At 43.8% G+C, this 20,412-nt stretch carries 19 protein-coding genes, 1 tRNA gene and 1 other RNA gene; 12 read left to right on the forward strand and 9 right to left on the reverse strand.

The genetic code is table 11. The annotated features are described in order from the left end of the window. Positions 1–6 precede the first annotated feature (6 nt). On the reverse strand, positions 7–1,719 hold the full coding sequence (locus H0S56_RS04030; RefSeq protein ID WP_180086312.1) for a tetratricopeptide repeat protein: 1,713 nt from the start codon (positions 1,717–1,719) through the stop codon (positions 7–9). Positions 1,720–1,798: 79 nt separating this feature from the next. Between H0S56_RS04030 and hemA the strand changes: the two genes are divergently transcribed. Then, on the forward strand, positions 1,799–3,088 hold the full coding sequence (hemA, locus tag H0S56_RS04035; RefSeq protein WP_044108718.1) for a glutamyl-tRNA reductase: 1,290 nt from the start codon (positions 1,799–1,801) through the stop codon (positions 3,086–3,088). 139 nt (positions 3,089–3,227) lie between these two features. On the opposite strand, the gene H0S56_RS04040 is transcribed toward hemA, so the two are convergent. Further along, the gene (locus H0S56_RS04040) at positions 3,228–5,150 is read right to left on the reverse strand and encodes a DNA primase (RefSeq protein WP_195725716.1); all 1,923 of its coding nucleotides are present in this window, start codon (positions 5,148–5,150) and stop codon (positions 3,228–3,230) included. A 225-nt stretch (positions 5,151–5,375) separates the two neighbouring features. Then, positions 5,376–6,341 carry an outer membrane protein assembly factor BamD gene (locus tag H0S56_RS04045; protein WP_044108721.1) on the reverse strand — a complete coding sequence of 322 codons (966 nt, stop codon included), beginning with the start codon at positions 6,339–6,341 and terminating at the stop codon, positions 5,376–5,378. 71 nt (positions 6,342–6,412) lie between these two features. Here H0S56_RS04045 and rluD point away from each other — a divergent pair, with 71 nt between their 5' ends. The 3 genes from rluD to H0S56_RS04060 are packed head-to-tail and all read left to right on the forward strand — an operon-like array spanning position 6,413 to position 8,844. Continuing rightward, positions 6,413–7,465 (forward strand): 23S rRNA pseudouridine(1911/1915/1917) synthase RluD, encoded by a 1,053-nt coding sequence (gene rluD, locus H0S56_RS04050; protein ID WP_184412382.1) that lies wholly within the window; start codon positions 6,413–6,415, stop codon positions 7,463–7,465. 37 nt (positions 7,466–7,502) lie between these two features. Beyond that, positions 7,503–8,243, forward strand: a complete 741-nt coding sequence (gene pgeF, locus H0S56_RS04055; RefSeq protein WP_195725717.1) for a peptidoglycan editing factor PgeF — start codon at positions 7,503–7,505, stop codon at positions 8,241–8,243. Positions 8,244–8,283: 40 nt separating this feature from the next. Then, positions 8,284–8,844 carry a flavodoxin family protein gene (locus H0S56_RS04060; RefSeq protein WP_004645771.1) on the forward strand — a complete coding sequence of 187 codons (561 nt, stop codon included), beginning with the start codon at positions 8,284–8,286 and terminating at the stop codon, positions 8,842–8,844. Between the two features lie 55 nt (positions 8,845–8,899). Here H0S56_RS04060 and smpB read toward each other — a convergent pair whose 3' ends face one another. Then, positions 8,900–9,379: an SsrA-binding protein SmpB gene (gene smpB / locus H0S56_RS04065; protein WP_004280586.1), complete on the reverse strand. Its 480-nt coding sequence runs from the start codon at positions 9,377–9,379 to the stop codon at positions 8,900–8,902. A gap of 139 nt (positions 9,380–9,518) precedes the next feature. On the opposite strand from smpB, the gene coaD reads away from it, so the two are divergent. The 5 genes from coaD (at position 9,519) to H0S56_RS04090 (ending at position 12,353) form a co-directional block, all read left to right on the forward strand. Then, entirely contained in the window at positions 9,519–10,010 is a 492-nt protein-coding gene (gene coaD / locus H0S56_RS04070; RefSeq protein ID WP_004280585.1) for a pantetheine-phosphate adenylyltransferase, read from the forward strand. A gap of 1 nt (position 10,011) precedes the next feature. Then, positions 10,012–10,275 (forward strand): YfhL family 4Fe-4S dicluster ferredoxin, encoded by a 264-nt coding sequence (locus H0S56_RS04075; protein WP_004280584.1) that lies wholly within the window; start codon positions 10,012–10,014, stop codon positions 10,273–10,275. Between the two features lie 26 nt (positions 10,276–10,301). Further along, positions 10,302–10,679: RNase P RNA component class A (rnpB, locus tag H0S56_RS04080), an RNA gene on the forward strand. A gap of 72 nt (positions 10,680–10,751) precedes the next feature. Beyond that, a tRNA-Met gene (locus tag H0S56_RS04085) sits at positions 10,752–10,828 on the forward strand. Positions 10,829–10,928: 100 nt separating this feature from the next. Further along, complete coding sequence (locus tag H0S56_RS04090) at positions 10,929–12,353, forward strand: KAP family P-loop NTPase fold protein (RefSeq protein ID WP_227554925.1); 1,425 nt, start codon at positions 10,929–10,931, stop codon at positions 12,351–12,353. Between the two features lies 1 nt (position 12,354). Here the strand turns inward: H0S56_RS04090 and H0S56_RS04095 are convergent, their stop codons facing one another. Both H0S56_RS04095 and H0S56_RS04100 read right to left on the reverse strand, forming a co-directional pair. Then, positions 12,355–12,978 (reverse strand): CatB-related O-acetyltransferase, encoded by a 624-nt coding sequence (locus H0S56_RS04095; RefSeq protein WP_195725719.1) that lies wholly within the window; start codon positions 12,976–12,978, stop codon positions 12,355–12,357. 101 nt (positions 12,979–13,079) lie between these two features. Beyond that, the gene (locus tag H0S56_RS04100) at positions 13,080–13,484 is read right to left on the reverse strand and encodes a RidA family protein (RefSeq protein ID WP_004280579.1); all 405 of its coding nucleotides are present in this window, start codon (positions 13,482–13,484) and stop codon (positions 13,080–13,082) included. A gap of 136 nt (positions 13,485–13,620) precedes the next feature. Here H0S56_RS04100 and H0S56_RS04105 point away from each other — a divergent pair, with 136 nt between their 5' ends. Then, positions 13,621–14,214, forward strand: coding sequence for a TetR/AcrR family transcriptional regulator (locus tag H0S56_RS04105; protein WP_086044574.1), 594 nt, complete (start codon positions 13,621–13,623; stop codon positions 14,212–14,214). A gap of 74 nt (positions 14,215–14,288) precedes the next feature. Here H0S56_RS04105 and greA read toward each other — a convergent pair whose 3' ends face one another. The 3 genes from greA to carA form a co-directional block, all read right to left on the reverse strand. Next, entirely contained in the window at positions 14,289–14,765 is a 477-nt protein-coding gene (gene greA, locus H0S56_RS04110) for a transcription elongation factor GreA (RefSeq protein WP_005103954.1), read from the reverse strand. A gap of 91 nt (positions 14,766–14,856) precedes the next feature. After that, positions 14,857–18,087 carry a carbamoyl-phosphate synthase large subunit gene (carB, locus tag H0S56_RS04115; protein WP_195725720.1) on the reverse strand — a complete coding sequence of 1,077 codons (3,231 nt, stop codon included), beginning with the start codon at positions 18,085–18,087 and terminating at the stop codon, positions 14,857–14,859. A 13-nt stretch (positions 18,088–18,100) separates the two neighbouring features. After that, on the reverse strand, positions 18,101–19,240 hold the full coding sequence (gene carA, locus H0S56_RS04120; RefSeq protein WP_004280574.1) for a glutamine-hydrolyzing carbamoyl-phosphate synthase small subunit: 1,140 nt from the start codon (positions 19,238–19,240) through the stop codon (positions 18,101–18,103). Positions 19,241–19,548: 308 nt separating this feature from the next. Between carA and H0S56_RS04125 the strand changes: the two genes are divergently transcribed. Both H0S56_RS04125 and H0S56_RS04130 read left to right on the forward strand, forming a co-directional pair. Beyond that, positions 19,549–20,037: a hypothetical protein gene (locus tag H0S56_RS04125; protein ID WP_005252549.1), complete on the forward strand. Its 489-nt coding sequence runs from the start codon at positions 19,549–19,551 to the stop codon at positions 20,035–20,037. Positions 20,038–20,139: 102 nt separating this feature from the next. Continuing rightward, positions 20,140–20,361, forward strand: coding sequence for a hypothetical protein (locus tag H0S56_RS04130; protein ID WP_004280572.1), 222 nt, complete (start codon positions 20,140–20,142; stop codon positions 20,359–20,361). Positions 20,362–20,412 lie beyond the last annotated feature (51 nt).

The following is a 20,412-nucleotide window of genomic DNA, read 5'->3' on the forward strand; positions in this document are numbered from 1 at the left end:
AATTAATTAACTCGTTTTGGTTTGTGGTGCTAACAATAGCGAATTAAGTTGTTTCAATTCTGGGTCATTTGGATGGTTTTGTTGTAATTGTTGTAACACTTGGTGGAAGTGTTGTAGATCACCTTTCATGTACAACGACCGGGCATAACGCACCCCAATCTTCACATTCGGATTCAACTGGTAGGCTTTGTATAATACATCCGCAGCTGTGGTGAAGTCATTCTGTAAATAACAGATATAACCATAGGTATCCAGAATGGACGCCTGTTCCGGTGCATATTCCAATGCCTGTTCGACATAGCGGCGTGCTTCTTCCAGACGGCGGTTCTGCATCGCCAGGGTATAGGCATAGGCATTCAGATAGGTCGGACTATTCGGTTCAATTTTAAGTAAAGTGCTGAGTAATTCATCCAGCTTGGCGCGATCCTGATGGGGGTCCAGCAACAGGACTTGCGAATAAACCAGTTCAGGGTCATCCGGCAGGTTTTTGCTGGCTTCTTCCAGCAGGCGGATCGCGGCTTTTTTATTCTGCATGCGCGTCAAAATATCCGCTTGGGCTAGATAGAGGAAGCTGGCATGTTGTGGATAATTCACTCTTTCCTGTGTTAAGAAACGCAGCGCATCATGCAGCTTATCCTGCTGGGCGAAAATCGAGATCATGTTGCGACGTGAGACGGTGTAAAGACTGCCATCGACCAGACGATAATAAGCTTTAGCCGTTTCATAATGCTGTTTGCGTTCTGCATTCACTGCCAGATAATAATAGGCTTCATTTTGATACTGCTCAGAATAACGCAGTTCGACCAGATATTTTTCGGCTTTCTCGTATTCTTCCAGATCAATACTGGTCAGTCCGGCAATAAACAGGGCTTCTTCGGCAGTCGGCCATTTTTTTAGAATGTCTTGCAGTTTTTTCAGCGCCAAAGTCGCTTCGTTCAGCTTGACCAGATATTTGACTTCGGCCAGACGCACATCCAGATTATTGCGGTGTTTACGGCTGGATTTTTCATACCATTGCAATGTTGCCTGAGTATCGCCGAGTGCATTGAGCAGATTGGCTTTCATCAAAATATAGCCGGTCGCATTCGGGCGTTTTTTTAAGGCGCGGTTAACTGTATTTAGAGCCTGTTCGAGCTGACCATTTTGTGCTTCCAGACCGGCTACCAGCACCAGAATAGACGGATTGTCCTTGGCTTTGGTAGTGCTTAACGCCTGAATCAGATAAGTACGATCATCTGTGCCTTCCGGTGAAATTCCGGCCAGGATTTCTTCCAGATCGGCGCTGTCATCAATTTGCAGAATTTTTTCTAAGGTCTCAGCGGCCAGCTCATATTCATGCGCTTTCAGGGCAATATGTGATAAATAAAATAAAGCGGGGACATCTTGTGGCTCTTGCACCACCCAGTGCGTGGAGATATCCAATGCTGCCTGCAGATCGTCATGTTCCAGTGCGACATTCAGCGCACGTTGCTTGACTGAAGTGGAATTGCTCTTGATCGCCAGCACCGTATAGTTGTGCAAAGCGGTCGGAATGTCATGTGCAGCGATGGCAAACTCAGCCATCATACTTTGTTTTATCGCATCATAATTTTGATTTGCATGGTAAACTGCTTCCGCTGCATAAAGATGCGCAGTCGAAGCCATGCTACCCACCAGTAGGAATGTGGTAGAATATTGCTTAATTGTAGGGCCGTTGATACGGCTAATTGTTTGACGCAATTTTTTATTGATCCAAGTAATGCTTTTTATGACACCGATGTTGCACAATAGCATAAATTTAGTGAAATGATGACCTGATATGTCTTTCTTTGCATTGGGTGTCAACCATCAAACTGCCTCTGTAGAACTGCGCGAACAAGTGGCGTTTAACCCTGAAAAGTTAAGTGCCATTCTTGCCGAGCAAAGCCAACACCCTGAACTAAACGACATGGTGGTGGTGTCTACATGTAACCGGACCGAAGTTTACGCCATGTCTGACAATGCTGACATGGTGCTAAACTGGCTCGCCCAGAAAAATGGGGTAGATGTCAAACAACTGCAACATCATGTCTATCGTTATGAAAATGCCCAGGCAGTGACGCATCTGATGCGCGTCGCCAGTGGACTGGATTCACTGATGCTGGGTGAACCACAAATTCTGGGACAGGTCAAAACCGCCTTGGCATTGGCTAAAGACTCTCATACCGTTTCGCAAAACCTGAACCGAATTTTTGAATATGCCTTTTATGCCGCTAAACGCGTGCGCTCAGAAACGGCTGTCGGCAGTCATGCGGTCTCAATGGGCTATGCGGTGGCGCAACTGGCCTTGCAAGTATTTAGTCATCCGGACAAGCTGACCATTATGATAGTGGCAGCCGGGGAGATGAACAGTCTGGTGGCCAAACACCTTGCAGAGATGGGGGTGGGCAAAATCATTATCTGTAACCGTACCCGCGAGCGTGCGGATATCCTGGCACAGGAAATTGCACATCGGGTTGAGGTCGAAATTATAGGTTTTGATCAGCTTGCAGAAAATCTGCATCGTGCCGATGTCATTTCCAGTTGTACCGGCAGTTTGCATCAAGTGATCCATTTTACCGATGTAAAGGCTGCACTGAAAAAACGTCGTTACCAGCAGATGCTACTGGTAGATCTGGCCGTGCCACGTGATATTGATGCCAAAGTAGAAAGCTTGGATGGGGTTTATCTATATGGGGTCGATGACCTGCAAAGCGTGATTGAGGAAAATCTGGCACAGCGCCGTCAAGCGGCTGTTGAAGCCGAGATCATGGTCAATCAGTTGGCTACAGAACTGATGACCCAGCAAAAGGTCAAACAGGCCGGGGCGACCATTCATGCCTACCGTGACCACGGGGAAACATTACGTCAGGAAGAATTGTCACTGGCAATGCAGCGAATTGCCAAGGGCGAAAAGGCAGACATTGTACTGGCCGAGTTTTCGCATCGCTTAACTCAAAAACTGTTGCATCCAACCTCTATTGTGCTGCGTGAGGCGGCCAAAGCAGAAGATCCTGCCTATTTTGAGCTGTTGCAGGAAGAACTGGGCAATGTAGTCGCGAAACGTCGTAAATCCAGGCATTCGTTTTAATCAGCATGATGAGAAGCTTGGTTCTTTGCTGATTTGTACTTCAACATAAAACCCAGCCTGATTATTTGAGAAAATTATAAATAATAATGTGAGCTAGCAGTGACTTCATTGGATTCAAAAGAATCAATAATTTGAAAAATTAATCTTCTAACAGGGTCATTGAGCGTTTGCGGTCAATCTCATAAATCTGCATTTTCAGGTTTTTCATTTCTGCAATACTGTTAAATTTCTTGGATTTAATCTTGTTTTTTAAACACTGATATTGCAGCTTGGTTGAAAAATCAGCCGCGAGCTTATCGGCCTGTTCCGGCGATGAGGTGTAATCGCTGACATTGGCATGCTGCAGAATATGCTGCAGTTCATGATGATGGGCTGCGCAGGCACCGAGCACATAATAGATCGACAGTTCAGGATCATCCGGCAAGTCATCAAAAATCACATTCAGAATATTCAAAATCTTAAACAGCAACTGATCTTCCGCTACTAGCGCGCGCAGTGGTTCAAAATGAATATACAGATAAGGATGATTCATCAAGATCGCAATCACATATTCTTCAGCATCAATTTTGGTACTAAAGCTTAAAGATGCATCTGTATTGACCTTAGGTTGCCATTTACGATTAAAGCCCAGTTTTTCACGGAAAAATTGCTGCAGCAGATAACGGAAGGAGCCGTGTTTGGGCAGTAATTCGGTCAGATTTTTTAGTTCACCCATAACCTGACTCTTGCCTTCAGGTGTGGTGATGTCCTGATTTTGGGTCAGGTGAGCAAACACGAAGTCTGACATCAACGGCGCCTGATCCAGCAATCGTCTGAAATTCTCTATGCCTTCACGACGGATCAATGAATCTGGGTCATGGTCAGCGGGCAAGACAAAAAACTTCAGCTCTCGGCCATCATTCAGCAGGGGCAAGGCAATGTCCAGAGTACGGCGTGCCGCTTTTTGACCGGCAGCATCCCCATCAAAGGCAATGGTCAGCCGGTTGCTCTGTTTGAACAGAATATTCAGGTGGTCGGTATTACTCGCTGTGCCTAAAGTCGCCACTGCGCCATGAATGCCATATTGCTGGAGCGCAATTACATCCATATAGCCTTCGACCATCAGCCATTCTTGGGCTTTCTGCTTGCGCCCTTCATACAGACCATACAGCAACTGGTTTTTATGGAAGACCTCAGAATCTGGCGAGTTGATATATTTAGGTTTAATCTCGTCATTGAGTGCGCGACCACCAAAGCCGACCACACGGCCCTTGGTATCACGGATCGGGAAAATCACTCGTTCACGCAGCAGATCAAAATCACGGCCACTGTCGCTGGTACGAATCAGACCTAAAAGTTTTAAGCCTTCAATATCCTGAGGAAAGGCTTTTTCCAGATGTTGCCAGTCTTCGGGCGCATAGCCTAAGCGCCAATAGGCAATGGTTTCTGTAGTCAGACCACGCTGTTTAAAGTATTGCTGAGCACTCGGGCTGTTGGGTAACTGGCGCTCATAGAACTGCGCGATATTTTCCAGCAGATCGTAGAGATTACCGTCTTGCTGAACTTCTGCCATCGGCAGGTGCTCAAAAGAAGCAAAAGGGTCACCATAAAAATCCTGTTCGGCTGTCTGAAACTCTGCAAATGGGTCAAAACTTGCCGTAGATGCAGCACTATTATTTTCTGTTGGGGCGTTATTTTGTTGCGGCTGAGCTTGTGGTGCCGCTTGAGCAGGCGCAATTTTAGGTTTGGCTGCTTCACGTTTATATTTTAATTTATTGGAATCGGTATTGTCTTTAGGCAGTTCGATGCCGGTCTGACTGGACAGATCTTTCATCACTTCGACAAAATTGCGGCTGCCAATGTCCATTAAAAAACGGATGGCATTACCGTTGGCCTGACAGCCAAAACAGTGAAAATACTGTTTATCACGATAGACGTGGAAAGACGGTGATTTTTCCTGATGAAAAGGGCAGCAGCCTGAATAGGTACGGCCCGTTTTTTTCAGTTTTACGAATTGACCAATCACATCGACAATATCGGTGCGATCGAGAATCTGATCAATCGTATGTTGAGGAATGGCCATGGTCTGTTGAGCTTCTCGCGCTGGTATTTAAGGTCTAAATCACTGAAAAAATGAAAATAGTCTGGCTGAACATTGAATATTTCAAGTTCCTTTGTATACCTTTTGCACGTTTTGTTCAAGCCTTGGCCGGACAACGCAAAAGGGCAAGTATGATACCTTGCCCTTGAGGAAAATGCACCTGTAAAGCGCTGTCTTATTTGCTGATGCTGCCGGACTTATTCAGCTTTATTCAGCCGTTTTAGGACGATCAAGCAAACCAAATGAAATACGGTTGGTGATGCTGCGCTTTTCAGTTTCTGGCGCATCTGACTGTGCATCGGTGTCGGTTACAGTCTTGGCTTCTTTACCAAAAATACCCAGTGTCGCGCGGTTAAAGAAACTGCTTTCGCTACGCGCTGCACGCAGATTCACCGTACCATCTGATTTCACCAGATTCGGATAATTCAGCTTTAACACATCCACATATTGCTGAGAAGTCGCTTTATCACCTAGCTGAGCATAGCCATAAGCAACCGTTGCCAGTGCTTCTGGAATCTGCGGAGTTTGTGGATAATGCTCAATCACCCACAAGCCACGTTCAACTGCTGCCAGATACGCCTTACGCTTGATGTTAAAACGTGCTGCATTCATTTCATGCTCAGCCAGTTCCTGACCGATAAACTGCATACGCTGTGCGGCATCGACTGCATAGGTACTCGACGGATAGCGGCGAATGAAATCAACAAAATTCTGGTAAGCTACTTTCAGGTAGCTGACATCACGATGCGATTGTTTCAGTGAGGTATAACGCAGCAGGCCGTTATAGTTCTGTTCCATATTGGCGACACCGCGTACATAGTAAGCATAATCGACATTTGGATGTTGCGGGTTCAGACGGATAAAACGCTCTGCCAGTGCAACCGCACCTTCATAATCTTTTTGCTGGAATTTTACATACAACAGTTCAAGCTGCGCCTGAGGGGCATACTGACTGGTCGGGAAATAAGTTTCCAGCGCTTCTAACTGTTTTGCTGCATCGGTATATTGATTACGATCTAGCGCTTTCTGTGCTTTTTGAATATAAACCTGTTCGCTAGATTCCGGACCTTTATCCACGACTTCTTTTTTTGGATTACTGCTACAGCCTACCATTGCCGATGCAATGCCTAATGTCACAGCAAGCATTGTCATTTTATAATGTGGTAGCGACATAAAAATTCCTCTGTTAATACGGGCAATGAGCTACAATTGCACTATTAAACCACTTTTGTCTGAATGAGCAAATGAGTCAAGCACAATCTTCCAATTTTAATATCCCTGATACTGATTTCAATTTACTTGAAGATTCTGAGGATGCAGATAACCATACTTCAGAAGCAACTGCAACACGTTTATCGTTGCAATTTCAACTGGATGAAACTTATATCGGGCAACGGATCGACCAGATTGCCGCAATGGTCTGGAGCGATTTTTCTCGAGAAAAATTAAAGCAATGGATTAAAGATGGCAATTTATTGGTGAATGGTCAACCGGTTAAGCCGAAATTTAAAAGTGATGGTTTTGAAACCCTGACTTTAAATGTTGAGCTTGAAGCGCAAACGCGCAGTCTGCCGGAAGATATTCCACTGGACATCATCTATGAAGATGATGACATTATGGTCATCAACAAACCAGTCGGTATGGTGGTACATCCGGGCGCTGGCAATAGTTCTGGCACCTTGGTGAATGCTTTATTGCATCACTATCCGAAATCGGCTGAACTGGCGCGTGCAGGTCTGGTACATCGTATCGATAAAGACACCAGCGGTCTGTTAGTCGTCGCCAAAAATCTGGAAGCACAATTTGCCTTAAGCAAACAGCTTGAGAAAAAATCAGTATATCGCCTGTATGACTTGGTGGTTTACGGCAATATTATTGCTGGCGGTACCATTGATGAACCCATCAAACGTCATCCGGTGGATCGTGTGAAAATGACCGTACTTCCAGGTGGTAAAGACGCGGTGACGCATTACAATGTCAAAGAGCGTTTCCAGCATTTTACCCGTGTTCAAGCCCGTCTGGAAACTGGACGTACTCATCAGATTCGTGTGCATTTTAGCTATATCGGCTTTGGCTTGGTTGGTGATCAGGTGTATATGCCGCGTGTCCGTATGCCAGCAGGTGCATCGCAATTACTAGATGACACTTTACGTGGCTTTAAGCGTCAGGCCTTGCATGCCGTGCAACTCGGTCTGACCCATCCGCGTACCAAAGAGGAAATGACCTTTGAGGCGCCGTGGCCGGAAGACTTTGCCAATCTGGTGGAAGTGCTGCGTACCGAAAACAAAGCCTATTAATCTTTTTATTTAGCTCGCGTCAAAGCAAGGAATCGAGATGCAATTTGTACCAGGACTTCCACAAGGTGTGTATGTCGGCCAGACTCGCGTTCACCATGCGAAAGTACAGCCATCCGCACAGCCTGAGCTTGCAGGTTTTAACTTGGCCTTGCATGTGCAGGATAATGCGCTACGGGTACAACAGCATCGTATGGCTTTATTGCAGGATTTCGCTGCCTTTGGCGTAGATAAGATTACCTGGATGACCCAGACGCATAGCACCATTTGTCATAGCATTAATGAGCAGATGCCATTTACCGCACTGGTCGGAGATGGTTTGGTGACGCAGCGCAAGGCGCATGCCTTAATGATGATGACGGCAGATTGCTTGCCGGTGGTATTAGGTAATGCGGAAGGTACAGAAGTGGCGAATCTGCATGCCGGCTGGCGTGGTCTGGCGGGTGGGATTGTCGAAAATACCATCGCTGCCATGCAAACTCCGCCGACCTGGGCCTGGCTCGGGGCAGCGATTAGCCAGCCGTGTTTTGAAATTGGTGCTGAAGTAAAAGCGGCTTTTTGCAGTAAATATCCTGAACTGGACAGTGCATTTCAGGCCGGGGAACAGGCAGGTAAATATTATGCCGACCTGTACGCGATTGTGCGTTATATCTTGCAGCAACACGGCATAAATACCGTATTGGGTGGGGATCAGTGTTCTTATCGCCAGCCAGAGGAATATTTCTCTTATCGCCGCGAAGCTAAAACAGGGCGTATGGCGACATTCGTGTTTATGGCATGAAAATGTTAAACTTAACTGAATTTTTTGGCTTTTGAGCGTTATGTCCCTATCTTCCAAATCTGTTGCGATTGTTTATCACAGTCCTTATGGACACACGGCTAAAGTGGCAAATTTTATTGCCGATGGTGCGCGCGAAACTGGTGTTCAGGTGCATATGATGAATGTCGAACATATAGACTGGGATGTACTGGATGCCGCCGATGCGATTATCTTTGGCTGTCCGACCTATATGGGTAGCCTGACTTCTGCCATGAAGCTGTTTATGGAACAGTCTTCCAAGCGCTGGCTGGCACGTAGCTGGCAGGGTAAGCTGGCAGCAGCCTTTACCAATGGTGGTGGACTCAGTGGCGACAAGCTGGCGGTCTTGCAGCAAATCAATCTGTTTGCCATGCAGCACGGTATGCTATGGAGTGGATTGCCATTGATGCCGACAGGTCGTGCAGTGACGGATCTGAATCGGATGTCGAGCTTCTTGGGGCTTATGACCCAGTCGGATAATGCCCCGGTTGAAGTCACCCCACCTGAAGGGGATTTAAAAACTGCTTTCTGGTTTGGTGAATATATTGCACTGACTCTGGCGCGTTTAAATAGCCATACTTAAAACCATAAAAAAACCTCCGAATGCGGAGGTTTTTTTATATTCAATTTTTAATCCATTATTTGTGGAAAATTCGTGCTTTATCACGTTGCCAGTCACGGTCTTTTTCGGTGGCACGTTTGTCATGAAGCTGCTTACCTTTCACCAAGGCAATTTCCAGCTTGGCATGTGGACCTTTCCAGTAACAGGCCAGTGGAACGCAGGAATAACCTTTCTGGTTAATCGCACCCATTAACTTTTCAATTTCACGGCGATTCAGCAACAGTTTGCGGGTACGGGTTGCTTCAGGCACCACATGGGTCGAAGCACTTAACAAGGGCTGAACCTGTGCACCAAACAAGAACGCTTCACCATTTTTAAAGGTAATATAACTTTCTACGATGGTCATGCGACCAGCACGCATTGATTTGACTTCCCAGCCTTTTAATGAAAGCCCCGCTTCAAATTTCTCTTCAATAAAATAATCGTGGCGGGCACGTTTATTCAGTGCAATGGTACCGCCATTATTTTTTTTTACTACAATAGATGCTTTCGCCATAATCTGATACTTCCAAACGTGCTGCTATTGTACCGCAACTAGAAATAAGGTGAAGTTTTTTAAATTAATGAGGATTATTCACCAAAAAAACAAGTTTTTGCTAAAATAAGATTCTACATAACAAACAGAGTACAAATGGATGTCTAAAACTCGTGTGATTTATCCGGGGACTTTTGATCCAATTACCAATGGACATATTGATTTGGTAACCCGCGCAGCGCGAATGTTTGATGAAGTTGTGGTAGCCATTGCTATCGGTCATCATAAAAATCCGGTATTTAGTCTGGAAGAGCGTGTCGCATTGGCGAAAGAGTCATTGAGTCATTTGGACAATGTTGAATTTGTAGGTTTTGATGGTTTGCTCGTCAATTTTTTCCGTGAGCAAAAGGCGACTGCTGTATTGCGTGGTTTGCGTGCAGTGTCTGATTTTGAGTACGAATTTCAGCTGGCCAATATGAACCGTCAGCTGGACTCCCACTTTGAAGCGGTGTTTTTAACCCCTTCAGAGCAATATTCTTTTATTTCATCCACTTTGGTGCGTGAAATTGCTCGACTAAGAGGTGATGTAACCAAGTTTGTACCACCAAACGTGGTTGCTGCCTTCGAGCGTAAACTTCAACAAGGTTGGTAGCGTGTCTTTATATATCACCGATGAATGCATTAACTGTGATGTCTGTGAACCTGTATGCCCGAATGAGGCCATCTATATGGGTGAACTCATTTATGAGATTCATCCAGATTTATGTACAGAGTGCGTCGGACATCATGATCAACCGCAGTGCCAGTTGTTCTGTCCGGTGGATTGTATTCCACTGGATCCGAATCATGTCGAAACGCAGGAACAGCTGCAAGCCAAGTATGAAAAACTGACTGCTCAAAAAACATCAAGCAATTAGTCTCGATATTTGATACTATGCCGCTCGAAGTGAGCCAGACGATCGCTGCTGTGGAAATCTCCGTGATTGAAGCAGGGGAGGAAAGTCCGGGCTTCATAGGGCAAGGTGCCAGGTAACGCCTGGGCGGTGTAAACCGACGGCAAGTGCAGCAGAGAGAAGACCGCCTTCATTATGTTTTCGAGCAATCGGAATCGGAGGTAAGGGTGAAAGGGTGCGGTAAGAGCGCACCGCATGGCTGGTAACAGTTCATGGCGAGGTAAACCCCACCGGAAGCAAGACCAAATAGGAATCCATTAGGCATGGCCCATGCTGGATTCGGGTAGGTCGCTTGAGCGCATGAGTGATTGTGCGCCTAGAGGAATGATCGTTCACGACAGAACCCGGCTTATCGGCTCACTTCAACAAATTTTGATCAAACAGCACAATATGGGGTTGACGTGATTTACAGAAAATCCCATAATGCGCGCACAGTTTAAGGCTATGTAGCTCAGTTGGTTAGAGCACCGCACTCATAATGCGGGGGTCACAAGTTCAAGTCTCGTCATAGCCACCATATTCTGAAAAAACCCGCTCCGATTGAGTGGGTTTTTTTATGCCTTTAAAAATTAAAATGAATATAATGAATGAATTGTAAACGAATGAAATTTAATAAAATGACTATAGATCAAATAAATTGGCAGAAAGATAATTTTGAGAATATTCAAACAGCTTGGGAAGGTGATCTCTGGGATCGACGTCGCTTGGGTGAACAACTGACTAACTATGTTGATCATCTACAATGTGGTGCTGTTTTAGCTTTGGATGCTCGTTGGGGTGAAGGAAAAACATGGTTTGTAAGGCATTGGGCAAAGCATTTAGATGATACGAAACATAACGTTATTTATTTGGATGCGTTTGCAAATGATTATTTAGATGATCCTTTTCTAACAATTGCAGCTGAAATTAGCCAAGCTTTTAAAGATTCTGATGAAATTGGTATTGAAGAGATTAATGATTTTAATTCAAAGACTGCCTCAGTGTTAATTTCTTTAGCTGCTGTTATTCCTATGATCGCTGCCAAAGCAGGTATGCATTGGATTGGTCTAGGTGGTGCAGGTGAAGCTATACAGGAAGTCTATAAACAAGGGCAAGATGTTTTCGATACTGCTAGTGATGAAATAGCATCTAAGGTAAAAGAACAAATCGAAAAGAAAATAGAAAATCACCATATTGAAAAACAAACGATCCAAGATTTTAAAAAAGAACTCACTGAACTTGCTGCTCAATTAGAAAAACCTTTAGTTTTTATTATTGATGAGCTAGATCGTTGCCGACCCGACTTTGCGATTCGTTTAATTGAGCGGATTAAACATTTTTTTGATATCCCGAAAATTGTATTTGTTTTAGTTATGAATAAGCCCCAATTACTGCAATCAGTCAAAAAATTTTATGGTTATGATTCTGAAATGAATGGTGATTATCTTGAAAAATTTGTAGATTTTACTGTTCATATGTCTAGCGAGAGTGATCTTTATGATTTTGAAGAAGTAATAAAATATCAATTATTTAGAATTGGTGAGTTGAATTCACTTAATGACAGAAGTGAATTATTTTATTGGGCATTAGGGTTGCAGTTAGATAGCAAGTTTAATAGTAGAGAGTTAATAAAAAAGCTGAATAAATATGCTTTGTTACGAACATCACATCAAAAGAAAAATTTAATTTTACTTAGTTTGATAATGGGGCAGGAATCTTATGCAAATTATCATATTTTTATCAATTCAGTCGTCAAAAAAATAAATGAATATTTATGTACTGATAAACGCCTCTTTATGCAAAGACATAATTTGAGTACATGGGGTTCTAATGGAATTAGTGATATTGGAGAATCAGAGTGGTTTAGATTGATTTTAGAGAAGGACTTGGAGATTACAGATACATTTATTGATAAGCTTCTTGCGGCATATGAAAGTGCTAAGAAGAGTAGTGATCCTGAATATCAATTAATTAGTGTGTTGAAAGAGGTATCAATTTCTGAACTGGATCATTCAAGTAATTTTATTAAAGATTGGCAGTCATACATACATAAAGGGCTTTAATCTATAATTGATGAAAATATTTAACTAATTTTTCCACATCATCCGTCTGCAACTGCTCGCGCATTTTTAAAAACTGCTTTTCATCTATATCATAGATTTTTAGAGAGAGTACTTTTTCTATATCTTCTTGTGGAAAACGGTATTTAATAATTTTTGCAGGTACACCACCAACTACAGCATAAGGCGGTACGTCTTTAGCGACTACTGCACCTGTTGCCACCACAGCACCTTCACCCAGCTTTACACCTTGCATAATCATGGCACGAGAGCCAATCCAGCAACCATCACTAATAATAGTATCGCCAGCAGGCACAAAACTGCGTGTATCGAACGGAAACGCAGAAATCCAGTCGGTACGGTGTAATTGGTTGCTGCCCATCATAATCACGCATTCTGCGCCAAAACAGACGAAATTGCCGATATAGAGCTGGTCTATGGGCTTCTCAGGCGTGGCAGGCTTATCATGCAGATAGCGCACCACACAGCGCTCAAAACCTTGATCCCAATACGCTGAGTAGTAAGAATAATTCCCTTTAATATGAATATTCGGGTTCTTCACCGTTTTTGAGATGAACTCAAATTCACACCAGTGATTTACAGGAGAATTAATTAACTTTTCAGACATAAGGGAGATACAAAAAATAGTGAATAAGAAATTATACCTAATCGGGGTTTAAACTTGCTGAATAATATCTAAAAGACATTCGCGCACGCATAAAACAATGATTAAGCTGTGGTCGATGCTGGAGGAATACGAGCAATCACCTTAATTTCAAAATCAAAACCTGCTAACCACGTGACACCTACAGCTGTCCAATTAGGATAAGGCTTTTGCGTAAACACCTGATTTTTAACTTTCATGATGCTTTCGAACTGCTGTTCTGGATCAGTGTGAAAGGTGGTGACATCAACAATATCATCGAAAGTACAACCAGCCGCTGCCAAAGTTGCAGCTAAGTTTTTAAAAGCCTGTTCTACCTGTTTCTCGAAATCTGGTTCAGGAGAACCATCTTCACGGCTACCGACCTGACCAGAAACAAAAAGTAAGTCTTCCGATTTGATCGCAGCAGAATAACCATGCTGTTCATAGAGGGCATGGCGGTCTTGGGGAAATATCGCAGTTCTAGTCATGTCTATTCTCATTCAATATCTAATTTATAAGTGAGTGAAAGCAACTTAACTTTCACATACGCATCGTATGTAAACATAATTGACATACGGAGCGTATGTCAATTAAAATTTTTATGATGATGAGGTAAAGTAATTCATGTCTGTTCGTGAACAAAAAATGGCGGAAACCCGTAAGAAACTGATAAAAGTAGCGCGCCGTACATTTGCTGAATATGGCTATGCAGACACTTCAATGGATAAACTCACGGCAGAAGCGGGGCTGACTCGTGGAGCGTTGTATCACCATTTTGGTGATAAAAAAGGCTTGTTTGCTGCAGTGGTCGACCAGATCGATTCGGAAATGGCTTCATCTGCCCAGCAGCATCTGGAGCAGCCTGCTGATCTGTGGGAAGGATTGATGCTAGAAGGGCGGACCTATATTCAAAATGCCTTAAATCCGGAATTCCAGCGCATTGTGCTGCGTGACGGGCCGGCTGTGCTGGGCGATCCTGCACATTGGCCAAGTCAAAACAGATGTTTGCAGTCCACGCGTGAATGTGTTGAACAATTATTGGCAGTAGACCGAATTAAAACAGTTGATCCAGAAGCTGCTGCGATATTTTTAAATGGTGCAGCAATGAATGCAGCACTCTGGGTAGCTTCTAGCGAACATCCTGAGCAAGTACTCCCTGAGGCCTTACATGCATTTAATTTATTTGCATCGGGGTTTTTAAAAGAAGCACAGAGCTAATCCATTTGTAAGAGGCGAATAAAGGTAAAAAACCCCTCAATCGAGGGGTTCATGCAAGCTTAAATATCTAAAATTTAGATATATTCAACTTTCACAATTTCGTATTCAACTTCACCGTTTGGTGTATTGATTTTCACATCGTCGCCTTCGTTCTTGCCCAAAAGACCACGTGCAATCGGCGAGTTCACAGAGATCTTGTTAATTTTAAAGTCTGCTTCGTCATCACCTACAATTTTATAGGTTTTCTGCTCTTCAGTATCCAGATTTTCAATCGTGACCGTTACACCGAAAACCACACGACCATTCTGTTCAAGTTCTTTTACATCGATCACCTGAGCTGCACCCAGTTTGCCTTCGATGTCCTGAATACGGCCTTCACAGAAGCCTTGCTGTTCACGTGCTGCATGGTATTCTGCATTTTCTTTTAAGTCACCGTGTTCACGCGCTTCTGCAATTGAAGCTGTAATACGTGGACGATCCACTGTTTTCAGTTGGTGTAATTCTTTCTCTAAGGCAATTTTGCCTTCAGGTGTCATAGGATAACGTTGCATGTTGTCCCTCAAAAGTCAGTTGAAAGATATAAAATCTATAAATAAAAAAAAGCCCGCCACCAAGAAGGTGGCGGGACTTCTTGGAAGTGAATTAACCTTTAGTTAGGTCTTGTAAACGATATACATCCATCGGCAATTTAATTGCTAAAGCTTGGCATACTGCATCCGCACCATTCAATGTAGTTGTGTTATACACTTTACCTTGAAGTGCTGAACGACGGATCGAGAATGAGTCTTCTTGTGCCTTTTTGCCTTCAGTCGTGTTAATCACAAGGTGGATTTCGCCGTTTTTAATACGGTCCACAATGTTAGGACGACCTTCAGTTACTTTATTGACACGTTCACATTCAAGACCAGCATCGCTAATCACTTTAAATGTACCATCAGTTGCAAGAATCTTGAAGCCTAGGTCAATCAATTGTTTTGCGATACCAGCCGCACGTGGTTTATCAGAATCACGTACAGAGATAAATGCGTGTTTCACTTCGCCTTCAGTTGGAAGACCTGGTAAACGCTCATTTGCACCTAAAACAGCTTTATAGAACGCTTCACCAAATGTTTTACCAACGCCCATCACTTCGCCAGTCGATTTCATCTCAGGGCCAAGGATCGGGTCAACACCAGGGAATTTGTTGAACGGGAACACTGCTTCTTTGACAGAGAAGTGCTCAGGAATAATCTCAGTTGTGAAGCCTTGCGACTCAAGAGATTGACCAGCCATGCAACGTGCAGCAACTTTCGCTAAAGATTCGCCGATACACTTAGAAACGAATGGCACAGTACGAGACGCACGTGGGTTCACTTCCAGAATGTAAACATCTTCACCTTTGACAGCAAACTGAACGTTCATCAAACCGATTACGCCAAGCTCTTTTGCCATCGCCACAGTTTGACGACGCATTTCGTCCTGAATCTCTTTAGATAGAGAGTAAGGAGGAATTGAACATGCCGAGTCACCTGAATGAATACCCGCTTGTTCGATGTGCTGCATGATGCCGCCGATTACAACGTCTTTACCATCAGATACGCAGTCTACGTCAACTTCGATCGCATCATCTAAGAAACGGTCAAGCAGAACAGGTGCTTCGTTTGATGCTTGAACCGCATCACGTAAGTAGCGTTTGAGTTCTTCATCGTTGTACACGATTTCCATCGCACGACCACCAAGCACGTAAGAAGGACGTACCACTAATGGATAGCCTACTTTAGACGCTTCAGCCATACCTTCTTCAGCAGATTTTACAATGCTGTTGTTTGGTTGACGAAGTTGCAGACGTTGAATCATTTGCTGGAAACGTTCACGGTCTTCTGCACGGTCAATCGCGTCAGGTGATGTACCAATGATTGGCGCACCGGCTTCTTCTAGAGCACGAGCCAATTTCAAAGGTGTTTGACCACCGTACTGAACGATAATGCCTTTAGGCTTCTCGATACGCACGATTTCTAAAACGTCTTCTAAAGTGATTGGTTCGAAGTACAAACGATCTGATGTGTCGTAATCCGTAGAAACCGTTTCAGGATTACAGTTCACCATGATGGTTTCATAGCCGTCTTCACGCATTGCCAGGGCAGCGTGTACACAGCAATAATCGAACTCGATACCTTGACCAATACGGTTAGGACCACCACCGATCACCATGATCTTGTCTTTAGATGATGGGTTTGCTTCACATTCTTCATCGTAAGTTGAATACATGTACGCTGTATCAGATTCGAATTCTGCAGCACAGGTATCGACACGTTTGTAAACAGGGGTGACGCCCAAGTTCCAACGGTGTTTACGGAATTGTTTTTGTGAAATGCCCATCAAGTCTGCAATGCGAAGATCTGATAAACCTTTACGTTTGAAAGCACGGATGTTGTCCGCATTCAAGTCGCCAAAACCTAAAGTTTTGATTTGGTTTTCAGTTTTGATGATGTCTTCTATTTGAATCAAGAACCAGCGGTCAATGTTCGTTGCAGCGAATACTTCGTCTAAAGTAAAGCCGTGACGGAATGCATCGCCCACGTACCAGATACGCTCTGGACCTGGCACTTTAAGTTCTTGCAAGATTTTGTCGCGCGCGCCTTCAGCACCCACTTCAATTTTTTCGTCAAAACCAGAAGCACCCACTTCAAGACCACGAAGGGCTTTTTGTACAGATTCCTGGAAGTTACGACCAATCGCCATTACTTCACCGACAGATTTCATCTGAGTTGTAAGCGTTGCGTCAGCTTGTGGGAATTTCTCGAAGTTGAAACGAGGAATCTTGGTTACAACGTAGTCAATTGCAGGTTCAAACGATGCAGGTGTGGTACCGCCAGTGATGTCGTTTTTCAACTCATCAAGCGTGTAACCAACCGCTAATTTCGCAGCGATTTTTGCAATCGGGAAACCAGTTGCTTTAGAGGCAAGGGCAGATGAACGTGATACACGTGGGTTCATCTCGATCACAACCATACGACCAGTATTTGGACAAATACCGAACTGTACGTTAGAACCACCTGTTTCTACGCCAATTTCACGTAGTACAGCTAAAGATGCGTTACGTAGTAACTGGAATTCTTTGTCTGTCAATGTTTGCGCAGGAGCAACAGTGATTGAGTCACCAGTGTGTACGCCCATTGGGTCAAAGTTTTCAATGGTACATACAATGATACAGTTGTCGTTTTTGTCACGAACAACTTCCATCTCGTACTCTTTCCAACCAATTAAAGATTCATCGATCAATAATTGTTTAGTCGGAGAAAGATCGAAACCGCGTTCACAAATTTCGATGAATTCTTCTTTGTTGTAAGCGATACCGCCACCAGAACCACCCATGGTGAATGATGGACGGATAATCACTGGGAAGCCGAAACGTGCTTGAATTTCTAAAGCATGTTCCATTGACTCAGCAACGTCAGCTTTTGGACATTCAAGACCAATTTTACGCATTGCCTGGTCAAACAGTTTACGGTCTTCAGCTTTTTCAATCGCTTCTTTGGTTGCACCGATCAATTCAACATTGAATTTCTCTAAAATGCCGTGCTCATCGAGGGCAAGGGCACAGTTCAATGCCGTTTGACCACCCATGGTTGGAAGAACAGCATCTGGACGTTCTTTCTCAATGATCGCTGCAACAGTTTGCCAAGTAATTGGCTCAATGTAAGTTGCATCCGCCATGGTTGGGTCGGTCATGATGGTCGCTGGGTTCGAGTTGACCAAAATAACGCGGTAACCTTCTTCACGAAGGGCTTTACATGCTTGAGCACCTGAGTAGTCAAACTCACATGCTTGACCGATGACAATCGGACCAGCACCAATAATCAAGATGCTTTTAATGTCAGTACGTTTAGCCATGATGCTTCCTTAATTACTTCTTAGATGCTTCGATAAGTTCGATGAAATGATCGAACAATGGTGCGCAGTCATGTGGACCCGGGCTTGCTTCAGGGTGACCCTGGAAGCTGAACGCAGGTTTGTCTGTACGATGGATACCTTGGTTGGTGCCATCAAACAGTGAGCGATGCGTTACACGCAACACATCAGGCAGATTGCTTTCATCGACTGCGAAGCCATGGTTTTGAGAAGTAATCATCACTGTACCGTTATCAAGATTTTGTACAGGATGGTTCGCACCGTGGTGGCCGTGAGGCATTTTTAAGGTTTTAGCACCACTTGCAAGCGCAAGGATCTGGTGACCCAGGCAGATACCAAATACTGGAATTTCAGTGGTTTCTACAATTGTTTTTACAGCTTCAATTGCGTAGTCACATGCAGCCGGATCACCAGGACCGTTCGAAAGGAACACGCCATCTGGATTCAGTGCAAGTACATCAGCAGCAGGAGTTTGCGCCGGCACAACAGTCAGTTTACAACCGCGGTCTGCGAGCATACGTAAGATGTTGGTTTTGACACCGTAATCGTATGCAACAACATGGAATTTAGCTTCTGGTTGAGAGAAACCTTTGCCTAATGTCCAAGAGCCTTCAGTCCATTCAAAACCTTCAGGGTCGCAACATTCTTTTGCCAGGTCTAAACCGTTTAAACCACCAAATGCACGTGCTTTTTCAAGCGCTTCAGCTTCAGTGATATTTTCGCCAGCAAGGATACAGCCATTTTGCGCACCTTTGTCACGTAAGATACGTGTCAATTTACGCGTGTCGATATCCGCAATTGCCACAACATTGTGTTGTACCAAATATTCAGCTAATGATTGGGTTGAACGGAAGTTACTGTGCAGTAAAGGCAGGTCGCGAATGATCAATCCGTTAGCCCAAACCTTATGAATACGACCTGATTCAGCGTCTTCTTCATTGCAGCCTGTGTTACCGATATGTGGGTAAGTCAGTGTCACAAGTTGCTGTGCATAACTCGGGTCAGTCAAAATTTCTTGATAGCCAGTCATGGCAGTGTTGAAAACGACTTCACCAGTCGTACTACCCGATGCGCCAATCGAAGTACCTTTAAAGATAGTTCCATCGGCAAGGGCTAAAATTGCTGGGGTGCTCAAACCAAAGCTCCTGAAATTTAGGCTGTAAAAAAGCGAGAAGACGAAAAAAAAGGAAGGCTAATTTTTAAACCTACCCTCCTATGTCTGCTCGCTTGAACTTAACACGGCATTATACGCAGAATGCCCCCCAAAGTCCAACGGCTTTGCAGCGAAAGTATGAGATAAATGGCTTGCTTTTTGCATGGAAGTCTGTTTTGTAAGCAATGTGAAAAAATGTAAGCAATTAATAATTGTCAGACAAATCAAATCTTAATTTTTATCAAATCTACTAATATAGCTTAGTCGATATAACAATAGGAACAAGACAAATGGCTACAGCACCTAAATCTACTACATCTAAAAAAATCACTCCGAGCGTGGTCACTGAAACTGCCGAGAAGCTTGAAAAAGTAGCAGTCGAGGCTAAAGATCAGGCAATTGAAACCATCGAGGAAAGTAAGGAAAAGCTTGAAGTTGAAGCCAAACAGTTAAGCGATACTGTGCAGGAACAATTGCATCAATTTAAGCAGGAGGTGTTACAGCGTATTGATACTTTGAAGGAGCAGATTTTCGGTTCGCAGAAAGAATTAACCGAATTGAAAAGCTTTATCAAGACAGAATTCAACGCTGTCGTTGAAGACCTATCCAATCTGGGTAAAGAGCTGAAAGAAGATGTCAGTCAGATTTCGACCAAGCATAAGGAACATCTGACCGATACTTTTAAACGTTCTAAGGACAGTACCATTGAAGTACTGAAAAAAGTCAAACCCGTGGTGAAAACAGAGAGCTCAGACAAAAGTCCTGAGCTGAAAAGTTAGGCTGCGCTGAAAGGTCGCTATTTAAAAAGGAGAACAATCAAATGTTCTCCTTTGTCTTTATGCAGCAAAACGGACTCACAATAACAATTAAAGGGGGTCACGATGCAACAGCATTTTGTAGGTGTACTTATTTTACTGATATTGATCATGCTACTGAATCTGGAAAGCGGATTGGGGCGCATACTTTATCTGGGTGTAATCGTATTATGTCTGGGAGTACTGGGACTGGTGTTTGGGACCATTCTTCTGATGATCATTACTTTTGCTTTTATTCTTTATGCTGCTGTGAAATCCATTCAGGAACAGCATCATCTGCATCATTAAAATATGAACGTTGAAAACGATAAAAAATCTAGAATAATTATACAGAGGATC

This window comes from Acinetobacter lwoffii (genome assembly GCF_015602705.1).
GTDB classification, from domain to species: domain Bacteria; phylum Pseudomonadota; class Gammaproteobacteria; order Pseudomonadales; family Moraxellaceae; genus Acinetobacter; species Acinetobacter lwoffii_E.